We start from the raw sequence: 18,932 nt of genomic DNA, 5'->3' as shown, positions 1-18,932 counted from the left end.
ACCTGCTCGGGGCCGGCCAGTGCGAAGCCGGCGAGAGGATCTGCGCTAACCGGAAGGGGCGGCTACAGGAGCAGATCGAAGATGGCCGTCGCGCCCTCCCAGTGCTTGGTCTGGGGGTTCTTGACGTCGGGATACATGATCTTGAAGGTTTCGGCGAGAGCCAGACTCAGCCCGCCCACCATCTCCGGGTATCGCGACTCGGTCTCCTCGGTGGGCGCCCGGTCGAGGGGTGGGTGCGTAGCCAGCTGCTCAAGGATGGGCTTGAGTTCGACCTCCTGGTCCAGCCTCCGGAATCGGTGAATGCTCTCCTGAAGCCCCTTGGTGATCGGCAGATCCCACGGTTCGACGATGTCCCGGCCGTTCGCCTTGGCCGCGGCCTGGGCGACGAGCAGGAGATCGTAGAGCTTGGCGTCGACGAAGTTGCTGTGACGCTTCAGATCGTCCTTGTCCACGTCGAGACCCGCGGCGGCACGGAAGAACCTTTCGAACCTGGACACACCCATCACGGTCATGCCTCTCGCCTCCTCGCCAGCTTGACTGCACCCCGGCCGTGACCGTGTGCTCACCGCCGGGCCATGACCCCGTCCAGCGTTGCAGACAGCCCCGGGCCCCGCCTGCGCATGCCAGGCCGAAGACCGTGGCGCGCGTTTCACCTGACAGGCCGGAGAGGCGGGACGTCTCCACGACCGCCGGCGGCAACGGGCGGCCGGCAACGGACCGCGTAGAATTGGCCGGGGAGAGGGACCCGAAGCACCGAACCATGTGAGCCGTGGGAGCTCATGGGAGCTCACCGGCGGCCCTGCCGGGATGCGGGGACAGTCGAATGTCCGTCCTCTCCGCCCTCCCTGCGAGCCTTTGTCCCGAAGACTTTTCACGCGAACTGCGCAGCACGCCGACCCGTGGGAGGTGTGAACTTCGTGGTGGTGAAGCTGAACCAGCGGGCCTACGAGCACGCGAAGAAGCTGGTCAAGGAGCGGCAGGTCGTACTCGACGAGCGTGACGACTGGAGCGAGCACCGCCCCTCCGCGCGGGACGAGAACAGCTACCTGGAACAGCATGGATTCGCCGAGTACCAGAGGTGGTATCTCGGCCTCGACGACGAACAGGGCGAAGAGACCAAGGGGCGGTACAAGTTTCCCTATGGCGACTTCGAGAAGGTGCACCGCTGCGGAGTTCTCTCCGCGGAGTCACGTGCCGGGCAGAACAAGTACACCGACATAGAGCTCGCCCTGGCTCATCTGCATGGAATGCTGGACGAACTGGCGTGAACGGCACGGTCACCGCCACCGGCCCGGCAGAAACCGAGGCCCCACCTCCAGCACATCCGTAAGGCAGAAGGCCGCAGATGCCGGATCGCCTGTTCCGCGACCGCAGGATGCCGGCAGGGTCCTGGCCGGACTCCTCGAGCACTACCGGGACCACCCCGATGTGATCGTCCCGGGGCTGCCCCGCGGTGGAGTGCCGACGCCTGCTTGACCGAAAAATGATCAAGGACCCTGCCTCACGCAAGTGAGACAGGGCCCTGATCTGCGACTTCGGAGTGAAACTCCAGTCGGGACGACAGGATTTGAACCTGCGACCCCTTGACCCCCAGTCAAGTGCGCTACCAAGCTGCGCCACGTCCCGATGCGCGGGTGCACGGGCTGTGGCCCCGCGTGTTCGCGCAGGTAGAACACTACCTCACACCGGGCCCTGCACCGCCCCGTCCCCCGTGCCGGCGAAGTCGGCACGGGCCGCAGCACGTTCGTACGTCGTATCCGCGGTCGGCCGAGCCGGGGCTCCGCGGGTGAAGATGGGAGGGTGAACGAGATGCGAGGGCGGAACGGACGCGATCGCGATCCGGAGGGCAAGGCGCGCAACGCGCGGCCGCGAGACGGTCTGGGCCGCCCGCTGCCGTACGGGGCGGACGGGGTGGCACGCCAGCCGGAGGGCGTGGTGCGCACTCCGGACGAGACACTGCGCGAGGCGCAGCGGCTCCTGGACGCCGGGATGCCGTTCCACGCGCACGAGGTGTTCGAGGACGCGTGGAAGTCGGGGCCGGAGGCTGAGCGGGCCCTGTGGCGCGGGCTCGCGCAGCTGGCGGTGGGGCTGACGCACGCGGCGCGTGGCAACGCGTCGGGCGGCGCGACACTGCTGCTCAGGGGCGCGGGCGGGATCGAGCCGTACGCCAAGGAGCACCCGTACGGAATCGATGCGGCGGGACTCGCCGCCTGGGCCCGGGAGCTGGCGGAACACCTGGGCCGGCTTCCGGAGCCGGTACCGGCGGCGGGCTCGGCCCCGCGGCTGCGCGGCTGAGGCGGGACGCGTTCAGGCGGGCTGGAGGAGATCCCAGCGGTTGCCGTACAGATCCTCGAAGACCGCGACCGAGCCGTACGGCTCGTGGCGCGGCTCCTCCAGGAACCGGACGCCGGCGGCGGTCATACGCGCGTGGTCCCCGTCGAAGTCTTCGGTGTGCAGGAAGAAGCCCACCCGGCCGCCGGTCTGGTCACCGACTCGCCCGCGCTGGTCGCCGTCCTCGGCCCGGGCCAGCAGCAGGGCGGTGGCGCCGGCGCCGCGGGGGCGGACCACGACCCAGCGGGAGCCGTCGGGACGCCGGGTGTCCTCGACCATCTCGAAGCGCAGGGCCCCGGTGTAGAAGCGGATCGCCTCGTCGTAGTCGTGGACGACAAGAGTCACCAGGGCGATGTGAGCCATGGGGCCATTGTGGCTCACGAGCCGACCAGGACCACTTCGAGGGTGCGCGGGCCATGGACGCCCTCGACCCGGTCCAGCTCGATGTCGCTGGTGGCGGACGGGCCCGAGATCCAGGTCAGTGGACGGGTGGGGTCGAGGCGTTCGAGTGCCTGCGGCACCGACCCCACGACCTGCCCCGGCACCCGGATCACGCAGATGTGGTGGTCGGGGACGAGAGTGATGCGGCGGCGGCCCTGGTCCGGACCGCCGTCCAGGACGATGGTGCCCGTCTCGGCGATGGCCAGCGCGCAGGCCGTGACGACGCTTCCGACGGCGTCGAGTTCCCTCGCGGTGGAGTCCGGGCGGTCGGGAACAAGGACAGGGCCGGCGGCGGACAGCCACCGGGGCGGCAGCCCCGGCGGTACCAGAACGCTGTCGGAGCCCCGCTCGGCCAGCAGCCGCACGAGCAGCGGCCGCAGCCCGTCCTCGTCCGTCCGGTGCACGACCGCGCGGTAGTCGGCCAGATTCTCCGCGAGCAGATCGACCGTCTCCGGCGGGCTGAGTTTCCCGTGGACGCGGAGGTAGTCGCGCGCCACCGGCGTCCCGTCCCGCTCCACCCCCTCCAGTGCCCGCCGCACCCGACCCAGTACCCGCTCCCTGCCGCCGCTCACTTCGTACCTCCCGCGCGTCCCTCGCCCCGGTTGCGCTGCCACCAGTCGCGGAACGACTCGGCGGGCAGCGCGGGCAGCTCCCGGGTGGCGGTCCAGGCGCGCCCCGGGCCGGGCAGCCGCCTGGGGTGGAAGCGGCGGGTACGGGACGCGAGCCGCTGGCCCGCGCGCAGCGCGGCCGGGTGGTCCAGCGTCCAGCGGGCCGCCCGCATCGCCGCGCGTTCGGCCGCGTGGCCCTTCGCCGGCCTGATGGTCACCTTCACTCCCTCGCGGGTCACGGCGCCGCCCTGGACCACGCGTTCGCGCAGGTGGACCAGGACTTCCGGGATGTCGATGGCGACCGGGCAGACGTCGTAACAGGCTCCGCACAATGACGAGGCGTAGGGCAGGGAGGCGTCGATCTCGCTTGCGGTGCCGCGGAGTTGGGGGCTAAGGATCGCGCCGATCGGGCCCGGGTAGACAGAGCCGTAGGCGTGTCCGCCGGCTCGTTCGTACACCGGGCAGACGTTCAGGCAGGCCGAGCAGCGGATGCAGCGCAGGGCCTGCCGCCCGACCTCGTCGGCGAGGGTGTCGGTGCGGCCGTTGTCCAGCAGGACGAGGTGGAAGGCCTGCGGACCGTCGCCCTCGGTGGTGCCGGTCCACATGCTCGTGTACGGATTCATCCGTTCGGCCGTCGAGGACCGCGGCAGGGTCTGCAGGAACACCTCGAGGTCCCGCCATGTGGGCACCACCTTCTCGATGCCCACGACCGAGATCAGGGTCTCGGGAAGGGTCAGGCACATCCGGCCGTTGCCCTCGGACTCCAGGACGACCATCGTGCCGGTCTCCGCGACCATGAAGTTCGCGCCCGAGACGCCGACCTTTGCGCGCAGGAACTTCTCCCGCAGGTGCAGCCGGGCGGCCTCGGCCAGCTCGGCGGGGGTGTCGCCGAGCCCCTCGGGCGCCGGCCGGCCCCAACTTCCCATCCGTTTCCGGAAGATGTCCCGGATCTCGCCGCGGTTGCGGTGGATGGCCGGGACGAGGATGTGCGAGGGCCGGTCGTCGCCCAGCTGCACGATCAGTTCCGCGAGGTCGGTCTCGTACGCGTCGATGCCCTCGGCCTCCAGCGCCTCGTTGAGGCCGGTCTCCTGGGTGGCCATCGACTTGACCTTGACCACCTCGCGGTGACCCGTCGCCCCCACGAGGCCGGCGACGATGCGGTTGGCCTCGGCGGCATCGGCCGCCCAGTGCACGGTGCCGCCGGCCGCGGTGACCGACTCCTCCAACTGGACCAGATACCGGTCGAGATGACGCAGCGTGTGGTCCTTGATCTGCCGGCCGGCCTCACGCAACCGCGCCCAGTCGTCCAGCTCCGCGACCGCCTTGGCCCGCTTGTCGCGGATCGTGTGCGTCGCGTGCCGCAGATTGCCGCGCAGCCTCTGGTCCCGGAGGGCGTCGTGGGCGGCCAGGGGGAAGGACGGCATGCCGAGGTGAGTACCGCTCACGCGTGGGGCTCCTCTTCGGTGCTCTCCAGGATCTCCGCGAGGTGCACCGCCCGCAGGGGCGCTCCCTGACGCCGCAGGATGCCGTCGATGTGCATCAGACAGGAGTTGTCGGCTCCGCAGAGCACCTCGGCGCCGGTCGAGACGGCGCTGCGTGCCTTGTCCGCGCCCATGGCCGCCGAGACGTCGGGGTTCTTGACGGCGAACGTGCCGCCGAAACCGCAGCACTCCTGCGCGTTCGGCAGCTCGACGAGTTCCAGCCCCCTGACCGCCCCCAGCAGCCTGCGCGGCCGCTCCCCGAGTCCGAGCAGGCGCAGCCCGTGGCAGGACGGGTGATAGGTGACCTTGTGCGGGTAGTACGCGCCGACGTCCGTGACGCCGAGGACGTCCACCAGGAACTCGGTGAGCTCGTACACGCGCGGGACGAGCGAGTCCGCCACCTCGGCGAGTTCCCCGCCCCGGCCCTCGGCCGCGGCCTTCCGGCCGATCCGCGGGTAGTTGTCCCGGACCATCGCCGCGCAGGACGCGGAGGGGGTGACGATGTACGCGTAACCCTCGAAGGCCCGGCCCATCCGGCGGACCAGGGGCTCGGTCTCGTGCCGGTAGCCGGTGTTGTACTGCGCCTGGCCGCAGCAGGTCTGCGCGACGGGGAAGTCGACCTGGACACCGAGCCGTTCCAGCAGCCTGACGACGGCGATTGCGGTGTCCGGGAAGAGCGCGTCGTTGACGCACGTGACGAACAGGGCGACGCGCATGGTCGGAGGATATGTCGCACCTCTGGGCCGTGGCAGCCCCCACGACGGGGGCGGACGGGCGAATGGGGCAGACTCGACGGCGTGAGAAAGATCTATGTCATCGGCATCGGGGCGGGCGACCCTGACCACCTGACCCTGCAGGCGGTCAAGGCGCTGAACGAGGCGGACGCGTTCTTCATCCTCGACAAGGGCGAGGAGAAGTCCGATCTGACCCGGCTGCGGCGCGACATCCTGGACGCCCACATCGAGGACCGCCCGTACCGTCTTGTCGAGGCACGCGATCCGGAGCGGGACCGCAAGACCTCCGACTACTCCCCCGCCGTCGACGACTGGCGGCGCCGCCGGGCCGACCTCTACGAGCGGTTCATCACGGAAGATCTGGCCGAGGACGAGTGCGGCGCGTTCCTCGTCTGGGGCGATCCGGCCCTCTACGACTCCACGCTCGGCATCCTGGAGGAGATCCTCGACCGGGGAGCGGTGGCCTTCGACCACGCGGTGATCCCGGGCATCAGCAGTGTCTCGGCGCTGCTCGCCCGGCACCGGACCGGGCTGAACCGGGTGGCGCGCCCCGTGCAGATCACCACCGGCCGGCGGCTCGCCGAGGGCTGGCCGCAGGACGTGGACGACGTGGTCGTGATGCTCGACGCCCGGCAGGCCTTCACTCGCCATCTCGACCAGGATCTCTACATCTACTGGGGCGCGTACGTGGGCACCCCGGACGAGATCCTGGTGTCGGGGCGGCTCGCGGACGTCTGCGACCGGATCGAGGAACTGCGCGCCGAGGCCCGTGCCCGTAAGGGCTGGATCATGGACACGTATCTGCTGCGGCGCGGCTGATCCGGCGGATCCGGTCGAGCACCTCCGCGACGCCGGTCACCACGGTGACACCGGCGGGACGGGCGGGGCGGCGCACCACGACGACGGGCACGCCGAGTTCACGGGCGGCGGTGAGCTTGGCCGCGGTGGCCTGTCCGCCGCTGTCCTTCGTGACGAGGACGTCGATGGCGTGGGTACGGAGCAGCTCGCGCTCGCCCGCGACGGTGTACGGCCCCCGGTCGAGAAGGACTCGGGTGTGCCGCGGCAGCGGCGGCTCGGGCGCCTCCACCGACCGTATGAGGAAGCGCAGCCGGCCGAGGTCCGCGAAGGCGGCCAGGCCGAGCCGCCCTGTGGTGAGGAAGATCCGGGTGCCGAGCGCGGGCAGCAGAGCGGCGGCCTCGGCGAGTGAGGCGGCCCAGTGCCAGCGGTCGCCGGGGCCCGCCTCCCAGCCGGGGCGGCTGAGCGCCAGCAGTTCGGTTCCCGTACGGGCGGCCGCCTCGGCGGCATGGGCGCTCATGGTCTCGGCGAACGGGTGGGTGGCGTCCACCAGAACGGCCACTTCGTGCGCGCGCAGCCAGCCGGCGAGCCCGGCGACGCCGCCGAACCCGCCGACCCGGATCTCCCCCGGCGGCATTCTGGGTTCGGCCACCCGGCCCGCGAGCGAGCTCGTCACGCGCAGGCCGGGGCGGCCGGCGAGCTCCTGCGCGAGTCGGCGGGCCTCCGCGGTGCCGCCGAGGATCAGGACGTGGGCGGTCATGGGCGGCGGCCGTCGAGCAGGGCGGCGAGGCCCGTGGCCAGCTGTTCGTACTCGCGTGGACGGTTGTAGATCTGCGCGGAGATCCGCAGGCCCCCGCCGCCCGGCCAGGGCCACACCAGTACCCGGGTCCGCAGGCGGTCCGCGATCTCGCGCAGCAGGGCGTGCGCGCTGTCACGGGTCTCGGCGACGCCGGGCGGCAGGCGCAGCGCGCGCATCGCCACACCCTCGGAGTACGGCAGCGGACGCAGGCCGGCGCGTTCGGCCAGCAGGTGCTGCCCGTGTGCGACGAGGGCGAAGTTGTGGGCGCGGACCCTCCGCGCGTCCAGGCGCGCCAGCAGGTCCAGGCCGTCGGGGGCGGCGAGCCAGGGGGTGTAGTCGATCGTGCCGCGCCACTCGAGGGAGCGCGGGAAGCCGTGGTGGTCCTCCCAGGACGGGGCGAGGGGGCGAATGAGCCCCCGCCACCGGGGGGCGACCGCGAGGACGGCGGTGCCGCGTGGCGCGTACGCCCATTTGTGCAGGTTGCCGAACCAGAAGTCGGGGGCGCCGGCCAGCGGGTGCGGGAGCATTCCGGGGGCGTGGGCGCCGTCGACGACCGTGGTGACCCCGCGCTCGGCGAGGGCCGCGAGCAGCCGCGGCCCCGCGACGATGCGGGCGGTGGGCGAGGTGATGTGGTCGAGTACGGCGACCTTGGTGCGGCCGGTGACGGCGGCCAGGACGCGTTCTCGTACCGCCTCCTCGTCGGGTGCGTCCGGACCGAGGGACACGGTCCGCAGCCGGGCGCGGCGGCCCGCGGCCTCGCTGACCGTGCCGTAGCCGTGGTCGGTGACCAGTACCTCGTCCTCGGTGTCCAGTCGCAGGCTGTTCAGTACGACGTTGATGCCCTCGGTGACGTTCGGGATCAGCGCGATCCCGTCCTTTTCCGCCCCGAGGTGGGCGGCGATTCGCGCCCGTGCCTCGGCCACCCGGTCCGGCACGGCGAGGTAGAAGGCGTCCGGGTCGCGCTCCTGCTCCTCGCGCAGGGCGCCCTGCGCGGCCTGAACGGGGGCCGGGACGGTGCCGAAGGAGCCGTGGTTGAGGTGGGCGACGGCGGGGTCGAGCCGGAACAGGCCGGGACCACCGGGAAAGGAGTGAGGCATGGTGGGCCTCAGCGTAGTCATCCGGCGCGAGAGCGGCCTCGGGGGCAGGACAACCGTCTGAGGACCGGCCCCGGACACGCGGAACAGCACCCGATAACCGGGGCTGTTCCGCGCGGATGCTCACCGCGACGGCTCCGGGTCACGCTGTTCGCCGGCTGCCCCCGCGTTTGACGTGGGTCAGCAGAACCATCCGTTCTGGACCCAGCCTCGCCGGTTGATGTCACCGTAGGCGAAGCCGTAGACCCAGTCCCCGTTCACTTTCTCGACGAGGAAGGTCTGCCCTTTGTAGAGCGTGCCCATCCAGGCTCCGTGGGGGGCGGTCACACGGACGAAGAGATCAGTGGCGCAGACGGTCTCGCGTTCCCCGACGGTTCCGTTCGCGGCCTGGGCCGGCGTGACGGTGAGGGTGGCGGCCAGCGCGAAGCCCAGCAGGACGGCGGCACGCAGAGCGGTACGTTTCATCAACGACTCCTTCGAGGGTACTGAGGGCTGCGGGGGACTTACCAGGAGCCGAAGCCGCCAAGGCACTCGTGGCGGACATATCCCCAGTCGTTGGGGCCGAAGTCGAACGTGGCCGCCCAGCCGTTGTAGACCGGGTGGGCTCCCCGGGTGTGCCCGACCTTGTTGCCGCGCAACAGCGTGCGCTTCAGGCCGGTCGGTCCGTTCGCGCTGTCGTAGTTGCCGAAGAGGCTGGCGCTGTCACACACGATGACGGCGTGTTCCGGCGTGGTGGGCTCCGCGTACGCGGTCGGGGAGGTGACCACCAGGGAACCGGTCACCAGAGCGCAGGCCACAACGACCTGCCGAAGGTTCTTCTTCATGCAAATGCTCCCAGCATCACATCAGTTGGGTGGGGGGTCAGGGGCGCTCGCAGGTCAGTTCTGGAGCAGAGGCGTTGCGCGGTGGTTGCGCAACGGTTGCGCGCCTTGACATGCTCACTTCGGTCACCGGCAGGCCATCCCGGGCCCCGACCGAACCTTCTGACCGCGACCTGGGCGGTGTGATGCGCTACCGAATCCTCGGGCGGCTCGATGTCTTCGACGGCACGCAGTGGACTTCGTTGAACGCGGCCAAACAGCGGGCGGTACTGGGTCTCCTGCTCATCAACGCCAACCACTTCGTCTCCACCGACGCTCTCGTGCACGAGCTGTGGGGCGATCAGGTTCCCAGGTCGGCGGCGAAATCCCTCCAGGTGTACGTGCACCGGCTCCGCAGGGCCCTGGGCACGGCCGAAGGCGCCCTGCTCACCCGGTCCGGCGGCTACGAACTCTCCGTGTGCCCGGGTGAGACGGATGCCGGGAGGTTCGCCGCTCTCGCCGCGGCCGGCCAGTCCGCGCTGGCCGACGGGCGACCGGAGGAAGCCGTCGGCACTCTGGCCGAGGCCCTGGGGTTGTGGCGCGGACGGGCCCTTGGTGACGTACCGCCCACGATGTCGGTCCTGACCGAGTCCGCGCGTCTGGAGGAGTGTCGGCTGACCGCCCGGCAGGCTCTGGCCGAGGCCAAACTCGCCGTCGGCATGCACGGCGAACTGGCAGCGGAGCTGGGGGCCGTGCTGGCCGAGCAGCCGCTGCACGAACCGATGTGGGCCACTTTGATGATCGCGCTGCATCGCTCGGGGCGCCGCTCGGACGCCCTGGACGCGTACGCCTCGGCCCGCCGACTCCTGCTCGACGAACTCGGGGTCGCGCCGGGCGCCAGGCTGCAGGAGGCGCTCAAGACCGTACTCGACGACGCCGAGCGCCAAAAGCACCATCCCCTGCGCCAATTACCGCCCCGACTACCGGATTTCGTGGGGCGGCAGGCGCATTTGGACCGAATGCTCGGCCTGCTCGGCAGCCCGAATGCGAGCGTGCCGCGCATCGTCGTCGTCACGGGGGTGGCCGGGGTCGGCAAAAGCTCGTTCGCCGTGCATGCCGCACATCTGCTGCGCGGCTCCTTTCCCGACGGCCAGCTCTACACCGATCTGCGCACCTCCTCCCATCGCCCTGCCGAGCCCGGCGACATCCTCGTCTCCCTGCTGAGAACCGTCGGCGTGAGCGGCGCCGCCATCCCCGAAGGGCTCGGGGAACGGTCCCGGCGCTACCGCTCAGAACTCGCCGACCGCCGCGTTCTCGTCGTCCTCGACAACGCCCACAACGAACAGCAACTGCGCCCCCTGCTGCCCGGCACAGGCGACAGCGCCATCCTCATCACCAGCCGCTCTGGTCTTGCGGGCCTGGAGGGTGCCCTCCGCATCGACCTGGGTCTGCTCCCCGACGACGAGGCGCTCACACTTCTGGCACGCGCTGCCGGCGACGACCGTACGCGGCACTCCCCCGACGCCGCCGCCCGCATCGCCCGCCAGTGCGGGAATCTCCCGCTCGCACTGCGCATCGTCGGCGCGCGGCTGGCCACCCGCCCCCATCTCTCCCCCGCCCGCATCGCGGACGCGCTCGCCGACGAGCGGCGACGCCTGGACGAGCTGGTCGCCGGGGATCTGGAGGTACGGGCCAGCGTCTCGCTGAGCTACGAGGTCCTCGAACCGAGCGCGGAACGCGCATTCCGGCTACTCGGCGTGCTGTCCGCTCCTACGGTTCCGGGCTGGGTTGTCGGCGCGCTCCTCGGCTGCGGGCCTGCGAAAGCTGAACGCGCCTTGGACCAGCTCGTCGACAACCGGCTGCTGGAGGTCGCCGCGCCCGACGCCACGGGAGAACCGCGCTTCCGCATGCACAACCTCGTGAGGTTGTGCGCGCAGGAGCAGGCCGCCGCGCACGAGCCGCCGCACGAACAGGCCGCCGCACTCGCCCGGGTGTGCGCTGCCTACCTCGAACTCGCTCAGCGCGCCGACCGAATGCTCACCTCCGGCTTGGCCGGCCCCGTACCCACCCCGACGCCCCCCTGGCAGCCGCACCACGCCGGCGGTCTGCCGGCTCGGCCACTGGCCTGGCTGAGCTCGGAACGGACCACCCTGTGCGCGCTTGTGCGCCAGGCCGAGCCCGGCACAGCCTGGCGGCTCGCCGCGGCCTTGGCCGACTACTTCGAATCAGCGGCTCACTTCGACGACTGGCGGGACACCCACGAGACGGCGCTCACCTCCGCACGCGCGGCGGGCGACCGGCTCGGCGAGGCCGTCATGCATCGAGGGCTTGGTGAACTCAACACCGCGCAGGACCGCTACGCCGAGGCCATCGCCTGCTTCCGGCGATCGTTGGACGCCTACGCACGGCGCGGGCAACCGGATCCGGGGGAGGCAGCGGCCGCCGTGGGCCTCGGGGTCCTGCTACGGCTGCGAGGCCGATACCGCGAGGCGGCGCTCTGCCTGGAACGCGGGATCTCGGGCGCGCGGGCGACCGGCAACGCGCGCGCGGAAGCCTACGCACTGTGCGCGCTCGGCACGGTACATCTGGAGCGCGGCGAAACCAGCGCCGCGCGGATCGCGTTCGGACGCTCGCTGGCGCTCTCACGCACGGCCGACTACCCCATGGGCGAGTTCTCGGCGCAGCGCTGCATCGGCCTCGTCGAACTCGCCTCCGGCCGGCTTGCCGCCGCCCGCCGGCACTTGGAGCTGGCTCGCCGTATCGCCGCCGGGCAGGAGAACCATGTCGGCGAGGTGCACGCCCTGCAGTGGCTCGGCCATCTCACCGACGTGTACGGCGACACGGAGCGCGCCGAGGGCATCCTGGACGGCTGTCTGGCCGCCTATCGCCGCTTCGGTGAACGCTTCGGCGAAGCGATCACCCTGCGCGCACTGGCCGACCTGCACCTGCACGCCGGGCGCCGCACCGTGGCCAAGGAAACTGCCCGGCAGTCGCTGGCGATCTGGCGGCGGCTCGATTCCCCCTACTGGACCGCGCGTACGCTCGACGTCCTCGCCGACATCCACGAGGAGGACGGCCCCGGCGACCGGGCGCGTCACGAGGCGACAGCCCTACGCGCCGCCCTCGGCCTGTCCCCCGACCTGCGCCCGGCAACCACCCCGTCCCGGCGCAGGTTGGGCGGCCACCTCGCGCCGGCCGCTCACTGATGCAACGGTGCGCGAGCCCGGGTGCAGCCGTGTGGCCCCCGGGGTGTTCGTGGGTGGTGCGGCAGCACGGCCGCGGCGCGCCCATGCTGATGGCTCGAGTGGGCACCGACCTGAGCGGACCGACCGCCGGGACACGGGACTCGGCTGAGGCGCCTGAGCGGCGCGTTTCCCAACCGCAGCCCCACAAACGATCACGAGGCCGTGTCGGATCACTCCGACACGGCCTCCGACCTGCAACTTCGCAAGTCGGGACGACAGGATTTGAACCTGCGACCCCTTGACCCCCAGTCAAGTGCGCTACCAAGCTGCGCCACGTCCCGATGCCCGCTGACCTGGGGTTTCCCCCGACCGAACGCGCACGGAAACAATACCGCACTTCCCCGGGTGGTCGCGCACCGGTTTCAACTCGCCCCTCGCCGTACGGCCCGCTCTTGACCTCAATCAAACTTGAGGTTGCAGGGTCTACGCATGACACACACGACGTTCGCCGGCCCGTACCGCTACAAAGACCTGCCCGCGCTGATGAGCCTCATGACGGGCGACGAGAAGCACGGTCCGGCCGCCACATCCACCCTCGACGCCCTCTGGGTGCTGTACGACCGGGTGCTGCGGGTGACGCCCGCGACTGCCGGGGCCGCCGACCGGGACCGCTTCCTGCTCTCCAAGGGTCACGGCCCGATGGCTTACTACACGGTGCTCGCCGCCAAGGGGTTCTTCCCGGTCGAGTGGCTGCCGGGCTTCGGGTCCTACGACTCCCCCCTCGGCCACCACCCGGACCGCGTTCTCGTTCCCGGGGCCGAGATCGGCAGCGGCTCCCTGGGCCACGGGCTGCCACTCGCCGTGGGCACCGCGCTCGGGCTGCGGGCACAGGGACTCACCGATCCCCGTGTGTGGGTCCTCGTCGGCGACGCCGAGCTGGACGAAGGCAGCAACCACGAGGCGCTCGCATACGCGGGCCCGGCCGGTCTGGCGCGGTTGCACACCCTGGTGATCGACAACGCCTCGTCCACCCACGGCTGGCCCGGCGGCATCGCGGCCCGCTTCGAGGCTGCCGGATGGTCCGCCGAGACCGTCGACGGCCGCGACCACACGGCCCTCCATGCCGCCTTCACGGCCCCGCATCCCGGCCGGCCGCGCGCCGTGGTGGCCCGCGTCGAGCCCAAGAGCTCCTGACTCGCCGGACGACTTCTCCGAAAGGTTCTTCCCCCCATGGACACCATGCGTGAACGTTTCACGTCCACCGTCTCCCGGCTGCTCGACGAGGACCCGCGGCTCGCGCTCGTGCTCGCCGACATCGGCGCCGACGGCTTCCGGCAGGCTCAGCACAAGCACCCAGACCGGGTGATCAACGTCGGCATCCGCGAGCAGTTGCTCATCGGTACGGGCGGCGGCCTCGCCCTCACCGGGATGCGGCCGGTCATGCACACCTTTGCCGCCTTCCTCGTCGAGCGGCCCTTCGAGCAGGTCAAGCTGGACTTCGGCCATCAGGGCGTGGGCGGGATCCTGGTCAGCGCGGGCGGTTCTTACGACTGGCCGGCCGGCGGATTCACGCACATGGCACCCGGCGATGTGGCGCTGCTCGACACTCTGGACGGCTGGACCGTACATGTGCCGGGCCATCCCGACGAGGCAGAGACGCTTCTCCGGCACGCCGCGGCCGCCGGGGACGACAAGGTGTACGTCCGACTGTCGATGCAGTCCAACGCGGCCGCGCGGCCGGTCGACGGGGCAGGTCTGCTGAGCGTGCGCGAGGGGCGCGACGGGGTGGTCGTCGCCGTGGGCCCGATGCTCGACAACGTCCTCGCGGCCGTCGAGGGGCTGGATGTGAGCGTGCTGTACGCGACGACCGTACGCCCCTTCGACGGCGCCGCTGTGCGGGCGGCGACCGGCAGGGGGCGTGCGGACGTCGTGATCGTCGAGCCGTATCTGGCGGGCACGTCGAGCGGGGCAGCGGGCGACGCGCTCAACGACATCCCGCACCGGGTGCTGGGACTCGGCGTACAGCGCCAGGAGCTGCGCCGCTACGGACAGCTGCCCGAGCACCTCGCGGCCCACGGTCTGGACGCGACCACGCTGCGCGAGCGGATCAACGGTTTCCTCAGCCGGTGACGGACCGGCTCAGCTCGCCGCGGACCTCCCCAAATCCGGGTGCGCGTCGGCCAGTCTGCGCGGGGCGGCCTGCAACCAGGAGTCGACGAGAATCGCCCGCAGCTCGCCCGCGTCCTCCAGGACCGCCAGCCTCACCCGCAGCCAGGCGTAGTTGTCGTCGTGCCCTTCCCGTACGAAGAACTTCTCCGGCTCCGCGGCGATCAGCTCGGCCCGGTCCTCCTTGGGGCACTTGAAGCCGATCGACGCGTCGTCGTCGCCGAGGGCGGCGAAGATCTTGCCCGCGACGCGAAACGTGGGCATGCCCCAGGAAAGCTTCTCCGAGGTGTCGGGGAGTGAGAGCGCGATCGTACGTACATCGTCGGCGGTGGCCATCCAGCGTCTCCGTTCCGGCGGGAACTGCGGTCCGGAAACGACCGTAGCCGTGCCCACTGACAGTCGCCCGGCCAGAACCGCCCCCGGCCATGACCCGCGCCCGGTCATACCCGCTTGTCGAGCCACCCGACGCCCTTGAGATCGTCGACGATCGCGCGCCAGCCGTCCTCCCCGGTCACTCCCCAGCCACCGGTGGCAGCGGCGGTGGCACCGTGATCACGGTGGTCGGAGGCGATCACCCGTTACCGTGGGCCACCAGGTGACGGGCGAACCGGTCGTAGCGCAGGGCGTGTTCCGCGGCGGCGTGCGCGATCTGAACCAGGGCGCGGGGCCTGCCGTGGTCGGGCAGCCAGCTGTACGTCGCGAACTGTACGCCGTCCGCGGCATTCAGCAAGCCCGCGGTATGGGTGGTACCGGTCGACGGGCGGAGAGTCATGTGTCGCGCCTCCTTCGGATGGCCGGGTCTGTCTCCCGACCCTCCCCCCGCCGCGCACCGCTCATGCGGTTTCTGTCAACTCCCCTACCGCAGCTGCCACTCCCGCCGCCGCAGCGCCCAACTCCCGTGCCACAGCACCCACTCCGCACCCATTGACCCCCCGGAGCCCGACAACCTACGCTGAACGACGCACTTTAGAAAGCGCTTTCTATCCCCGCAGCCGCCTCACCAGCACCGGGAGCGCCCATGAGTCGTCCGAAGCGAAGATTCCTCCGGCCCATCTCCGTCGTCACGTCAGTTCTGGCCCTGTTCCTCGGACTCGGGACGGTTTCCCCGCCCCCCGCCGATGCAGCACCGTTCCGTGTTCTCGTCTTCTCCAAAGTCACGAACTTCGCCCACGACTCCATACCGGCCGGCGTCGCAGCGATCAAAAACCTGGGCAACGAGAACGGCTTCGAGGTCGAGGCCACCGACGACGCCACGGCCTTCACCGACGCCAACCTCGCCCGCTTCCAGGCCATCGTCTTCAACAACACCAACTCCACACCGGAGAAGGGCGACCTGCTGAACGCGGATCAGCGCGCCGCGCTCCAGACGTACATTCGCGCGGGCGGCGGCTGGGTCGGACTGCACGCCGCCTCCGCCAGCGAGCGCGACTGGGACTGGTACGAGGGCCTGGTAGGCGCGATCTTCGACAAGCACCCCGCCGTACAGACGGGCCGGATCAAGGTGCTCGACCACGCCCACCCCTCCACGAAGGGGCTCCCGGAGCTCTGGGAGCGCACCGAGGAGTGGTACAACTGGCGCACCAACCCCACCGGCAAGGTGCACACGCTCGCCCAGATCAAGGTGCGCGACGGTATCGCCGGGCTGGACGAGGGCGTGGACCATCCGTGGTCCTGGTGCCAGAACTACGACGGCGGGCGCTCCTGGTTCACCGCCGGCGGGCATGCCGAGTCGGCATTCCAGGAGGCCGGTTTCCTCCAGCACCTCCTGGGCGGCATCCAGTGGGCCGCCGGTCACAAGCCCGGTGACTGCACCGCCACGAAGACCGGCAGCTTCCAGCGCACACCGCTGGCCACGAGCGACCTCGCAGACCCGTTCGAGCTGGCGGTCGCCCCCGACCGCCGCGTGTTTTTCATCCAGCGCACCGGCAAGCTCAAGGTGATCGACCAGAAGACGCTGAAGGTCACCACCGCGCTGGACTTCGCGTACACGCCGGAGATGACGAGCCAGTCCGACGGCCTGCTCGGTCTGGCCCTGGACCCCGACTTCAACACGAACCACTGGCTCTATCTGCTGCACTCCGACAAGACGGAGAACCGGATCAACCTCTCCCGGTTCACCGAGACGGGCGGAAAGGTCGACCCCGCCTCGGAGAAGCGGCTGCTCACGGTGCCCACCCTGCGAGGGGAGGGACGGGCCAACTCCCATATGGCCGGGTCCATCGCCTTCGACAAGAAGGGTGACCTCTACATAGCGACCGGCGACAACACCGACCCGTTCGCGTCGGACGGCTTCGCTCCCATCGACGAGCGTGAGGGACGCCGCGCCTGGGACGCCCAGGGCACCTCGGGCAACACCAACGACCTGCGCGGCAAGATCCTGCGCATAACCCCGCAGGGCGACGGCACGTACACCGTCCCGGCGGGCAACCTCTTCGCCCCCGGCACGGACCGCACCCGTCCCGAGGTGTACGCGATGGGCATGCGCAACCCGTTCCGGATCACCACCGATCCGCTGAGCGGTGCATTGCTGGTGGCCGACTACGGGCCGGACGCGCGGCAGGCCAAACCGGACCGCGGCCCGGAAGGGACGGTCGAGTACAACCGCATCACCGGCGCGGGCAACTACGGCTGGCCGTACTGCACCGGGGACAACACCCCCTTCAGCGACTACGACTTCGCGACGAAGACCTCCGGTGCGAAGTTCGACTGCGGCAACGTGGTCAACGACTCGCCCAACAACACGGGGCTGCGTGAGCTGCCGCCCGCCCAGCCCGCGAACGTCTGGTACGCGTACTCGGCCTCCGACCGGTTCCCGGAGCTGGGTACGGGCGGCGGCGGTCCGATGAGCGGTCCGGTGTACGACTACGACCCGGCCAACACCTCTCGCACCAAGTTTCCGGAGTACTTCGACGGGAAGTGGCTGAACTACGAGCTGACCCGCAAGTGGTTCAAGGCCTTCTCGGTCCAGAAGAAGGACCAGACCTTCACCGATGCCCGGTTCCCGCCCGCCAGGGGCGGCGATCTCCAGTCGATCAACGGCGTGTTCGAGGACATGGAGTGGAACCAGCCGTTCGACGCGGACTTCGGTCCCGACGGCGCGCTGTACGTCATCGACTTCGGGCTCGGCAGCGGTACGGGACGGGGCGGCAGCAACGAAGGATCGGGAATCTACCGCATCGACTACGTGGCCGACGGGCGGCTGCCGGACGCGAAAATCACCACCGACCGGGACAACGGACGTTCACCGCTCACCGTGAAGTTCTCCAGCGCGGGTTCCGGACTGCCCGACGGCAAGCCCGTCACCTACGCCTGGGACTTCGACGGCAACGGCACCACCGACTCGACCGAGCCCGACCCGGTCCACACCTACCGTACGAAGGGGCAGTTCAGCGCCCGTCTCGAAGTCACCGGCCCCCGGCAGCTGACGGGCCTGGCCGTGCAGGACATCACCGTCGGCAACACCAGGCCCGAGGTGACGATCCAGCAGCCGCCGAACGGCGGCATGTTCGGCTTCGGCGACACCATTCCCTTCCGGGTCAAGGTGAAGGACCCGGAGGACGGGAGGATCGACTGCTCGCGCGTGGTCGTACAGTCCCAGCTCGGCCATGACTCGCATCTGCATCCGCTCGACAACTACACCGGATGTGCCGGGGAGATCGTGACCGACGCCGGCGACAGCCACGGCCCCGGGCAGAACCTCTACTACGGCATCACCGCGCAGTACACCGACCGGGGCGCAACCGGTGCCCCGGCGCTGACCGGCTCGTCGTCGCTGACGCTGCGGACGGCGTTCCGCGAGGCCGAGCACTTCACGGCCACGGGCGGTGCTCACCACGGCGCGGTCGTCGGCAGTCGCACGGACGCCTCGGGCGGCAAACGGCTGACCGAGATCGAGCACGGCGACTGGGTCAGGTTCGATCCGGTGAACCTGAAGGGGATCGGGTCGGTGACGGTCGGCGCGGCCTCGGGCGGCCTGGGCGGTGACATCGAATTCCGTGCCGGCTCCCCGGCCGGACCGCTGCTCGGCCGGGCGACCGTGCCGTACACGGGCGACTGGGGCAATGTCGTGTCGCCGACGGTCGCGCTGAAGGATCCGGGCCGGACTGTCGCGTTGTACGCGGTCTTCACCAACCCCCAGTGGTCGGCGGAGCGGCCCGACCTCTTCGCCGTGGACTGGCTGCACTTCAACGGCCCGGGTGTGGAGAAGCGCCCCGGTACAAGGGTGTCGGTCACGGCCGCACCCACGACCGGGGCCGCCCCGCTCGCGGTTCAGCTGGCCGGCAGGGTCGAGACGCTGTCCGGCCGCACGATCACCACGTACCACTGGGACTACGGCGACAACACCGAGCCCGCGGGCCCGGAGGGCGCGACCGCGCAGCACACCTACGCGCGGCCGGGGACGTACACCGCCCGGCTGACCGTCACCGACGACAAGGGGGACGCGACGACGGGAGCCGTCCGGATCCAGGTGAGCGGGCCGAACCGGTGACGGCCGGGG

At 70.8% G+C, this 18,932-nt stretch carries 17 protein-coding genes, 2 tRNA genes and 1 pseudogene; 7 read left to right on the top strand and 13 right to left on the bottom strand.

The genetic code is table 11. The features are described from left to right. Positions 1 to 62 precede the first annotated feature (62 nt). Positions 63 to 512: a DUF1931 family protein gene (locus tag AB0M62_RS21100; RefSeq protein ID WP_366075788.1), complete on the bottom strand. Its 450-nt coding sequence runs from the start codon at positions 510 to 512 to the stop codon at positions 63 to 65. A gap of 405 nt (positions 513 to 917) precedes the next feature. On the opposite strand from AB0M62_RS21100, the gene AB0M62_RS21095 reads away from it, so the two are divergent. Beyond that, on the top strand, positions 918 to 1,268 hold the full coding sequence (locus AB0M62_RS21095; protein ID WP_366075787.1) for a hypothetical protein: 351 nt from the start codon (positions 918 to 920) through the stop codon (positions 1,266 to 1,268). A gap of 284 nt (positions 1,269 to 1,552) precedes the next feature. Here the strand turns inward: AB0M62_RS21095 and AB0M62_RS21090 are convergent. Further along, positions 1,553 to 1,626 (bottom strand) — tRNA-Pro (locus tag AB0M62_RS21090). 183 nt (positions 1,627 to 1,809) lie between these two features. Between AB0M62_RS21090 and AB0M62_RS21085 the strand changes: the two genes are divergently transcribed. Continuing rightward, positions 1,810 to 2,295 carry a DUF309 domain-containing protein gene (locus AB0M62_RS21085; RefSeq protein WP_366075853.1) on the top strand — a complete coding sequence of 162 codons (486 nt, stop codon included), beginning with the start codon at positions 1,810 to 1,812 and terminating at the stop codon, positions 2,293 to 2,295. A gap of 12 nt (positions 2,296 to 2,307) precedes the next feature. On the opposite strand, the gene AB0M62_RS21080 is transcribed toward AB0M62_RS21085, so the two are convergent. The 4 genes from AB0M62_RS21080 to AB0M62_RS21065 are packed head-to-tail and all read right to left on the bottom strand — an operon-like array spanning position 2,308 to position 5,577. Then, a complete protein-coding gene (locus AB0M62_RS21080; RefSeq protein WP_366075786.1) occupies positions 2,308 to 2,694 on the bottom strand; it encodes a VOC family protein in 387 nt (128 codons plus the stop codon). 14 nt (positions 2,695 to 2,708) lie between these two features. Further along, complete coding sequence (locus AB0M62_RS21075) at positions 2,709 to 3,344, bottom strand: LUD domain-containing protein (protein ID WP_366075785.1); 636 nt, start codon at positions 3,342 to 3,344, stop codon at positions 2,709 to 2,711. Continuing rightward, a complete protein-coding gene (locus tag AB0M62_RS21070) occupies positions 3,341 to 4,825 on the bottom strand; it encodes a lactate utilization protein B (protein WP_366075784.1) in 1,485 nt (494 codons plus the stop codon). The genes AB0M62_RS21075 and AB0M62_RS21070 overlap by 4 nt, the downstream gene beginning before the upstream one ends. After that, a complete protein-coding gene (locus AB0M62_RS21065) occupies positions 4,822 to 5,577 on the bottom strand; it encodes a (Fe-S)-binding protein (RefSeq protein ID WP_366075783.1) in 756 nt (251 codons plus the stop codon). The genes AB0M62_RS21070 and AB0M62_RS21065 overlap by 4 nt, the downstream gene beginning before the upstream one ends. An 81-nt stretch (positions 5,578 to 5,658) precedes the next feature. Here AB0M62_RS21065 and cobF point away from each other — a divergent pair, with 81 nt between their 5' ends. Beyond that, positions 5,659 to 6,414, top strand: coding sequence for a precorrin-6A synthase (deacetylating) (cobF, locus tag AB0M62_RS21060; RefSeq protein ID WP_366075781.1), 756 nt, complete (start codon positions 5,659 to 5,661; stop codon positions 6,412 to 6,414). Here cobF and AB0M62_RS21055 read toward each other — a convergent pair. The 4 genes from AB0M62_RS21055 to AB0M62_RS21040 form a co-directional block, all read right to left on the bottom strand. Continuing rightward, positions 6,383 to 7,150, bottom strand: coding sequence for a cobalt-precorrin-6A reductase (locus AB0M62_RS21055; protein ID WP_366075780.1), 768 nt, complete (start codon positions 7,148 to 7,150; stop codon positions 6,383 to 6,385). The two genes, cobF and AB0M62_RS21055, sit on opposite strands and share 32 nt — an antisense overlap. Continuing rightward, positions 7,147 to 8,286, bottom strand: a complete 1,140-nt coding sequence (locus tag AB0M62_RS21050; RefSeq protein WP_366075779.1) for an aminotransferase class V-fold PLP-dependent enzyme — start codon at positions 8,284 to 8,286, stop codon at positions 7,147 to 7,149. Before AB0M62_RS21050 ends, AB0M62_RS21055 begins: the two co-directional genes overlap by 4 nt. 177 nt (positions 8,287 to 8,463) lie before the next feature. Further along, the gene (locus tag AB0M62_RS21045) at positions 8,464 to 8,748 is read right to left on the bottom strand and encodes a hypothetical protein (protein ID WP_366075778.1); all 285 of its coding nucleotides are present in this window, start codon (positions 8,746 to 8,748) and stop codon (positions 8,464 to 8,466) included. A 38-nt stretch (positions 8,749 to 8,786) separates the two neighbouring features. Then, positions 8,787 to 9,107, bottom strand: a complete 321-nt coding sequence (locus AB0M62_RS21040; protein ID WP_366075777.1) for a hypothetical protein — start codon at positions 9,105 to 9,107, stop codon at positions 8,787 to 8,789. A 182-nt stretch (positions 9,108 to 9,289) separates the two neighbouring features. Here AB0M62_RS21040 and AB0M62_RS21035 point away from each other — a divergent pair, with 182 nt between their 5' ends. Then, positions 9,290 to 12,289 (top strand): BTAD domain-containing putative transcriptional regulator, encoded by a 3,000-nt coding sequence (locus AB0M62_RS21035; RefSeq protein ID WP_366075776.1) that lies wholly within the window; start codon positions 9,290 to 9,292, stop codon positions 12,287 to 12,289. 246 nt (positions 12,290 to 12,535) lie between these two features. On the opposite strand, the gene AB0M62_RS21030 is transcribed toward AB0M62_RS21035, so the two are convergent. Beyond that, positions 12,536 to 12,609, bottom strand: a tRNA-Pro gene (locus tag AB0M62_RS21030). Positions 12,610 to 12,757: 148 nt separating this feature from the next. Between AB0M62_RS21030 and AB0M62_RS21025 the strand changes: the two genes are divergently transcribed. Together AB0M62_RS21025 and AB0M62_RS21020 are read left to right on the top strand one after the other, a co-directional pair. Beyond that, positions 12,758 to 13,462, top strand: a complete 705-nt coding sequence (locus AB0M62_RS21025) for a transketolase (protein WP_366075775.1) — start codon at positions 12,758 to 12,760, stop codon at positions 13,460 to 13,462. 36 nt (positions 13,463 to 13,498) lie between these two features. Further along, positions 13,499 to 14,398: a transketolase C-terminal domain-containing protein gene (locus tag AB0M62_RS21020; RefSeq protein WP_366075774.1), complete on the top strand. Its 900-nt coding sequence runs from the start codon at positions 13,499 to 13,501 to the stop codon at positions 14,396 to 14,398. A gap of 9 nt (positions 14,399 to 14,407) precedes the next feature. Here the strand turns inward: AB0M62_RS21020 and AB0M62_RS21015 are convergent, their stop codons facing one another. Both AB0M62_RS21015 and AB0M62_RS21010 read right to left on the bottom strand, forming a co-directional pair. Further along, a complete protein-coding gene (locus tag AB0M62_RS21015) occupies positions 14,408 to 14,770 on the bottom strand; it encodes an MmcQ/YjbR family DNA-binding protein (protein ID WP_366075773.1) in 363 nt (120 codons plus the stop codon). A gap of 125 nt (positions 14,771 to 14,895) precedes the next feature. After that, positions 14,896 to 15,206: pseudogene (locus tag AB0M62_RS21010) on the bottom strand (alpha/beta hydrolase); the annotation flags it as partial. Positions 15,207 to 15,452: 246 nt separating this feature from the next. On the opposite strand from AB0M62_RS21010, the gene AB0M62_RS21005 reads away from it, so the two are divergent. Then, positions 15,453 to 18,923, top strand: a complete 3,471-nt coding sequence (locus tag AB0M62_RS21005; RefSeq protein ID WP_366075772.1) for a ThuA domain-containing protein — start codon at positions 15,453 to 15,455, stop codon at positions 18,921 to 18,923. The last annotated feature ends 9 nt before the right edge of the window (positions 18,924 to 18,932 follow it).

Source organism: Streptomyces sp. NPDC051219, assembly GCF_040682335.1.
Taxonomy (GTDB): Bacteria; Actinomycetota; Actinomycetes; order Streptomycetales; family Streptomycetaceae; genus Streptomyces.
Note: the sequence above shows the minus strand (reverse complement) of the source record. Positions and strands in the feature narration are given on the sequence as shown.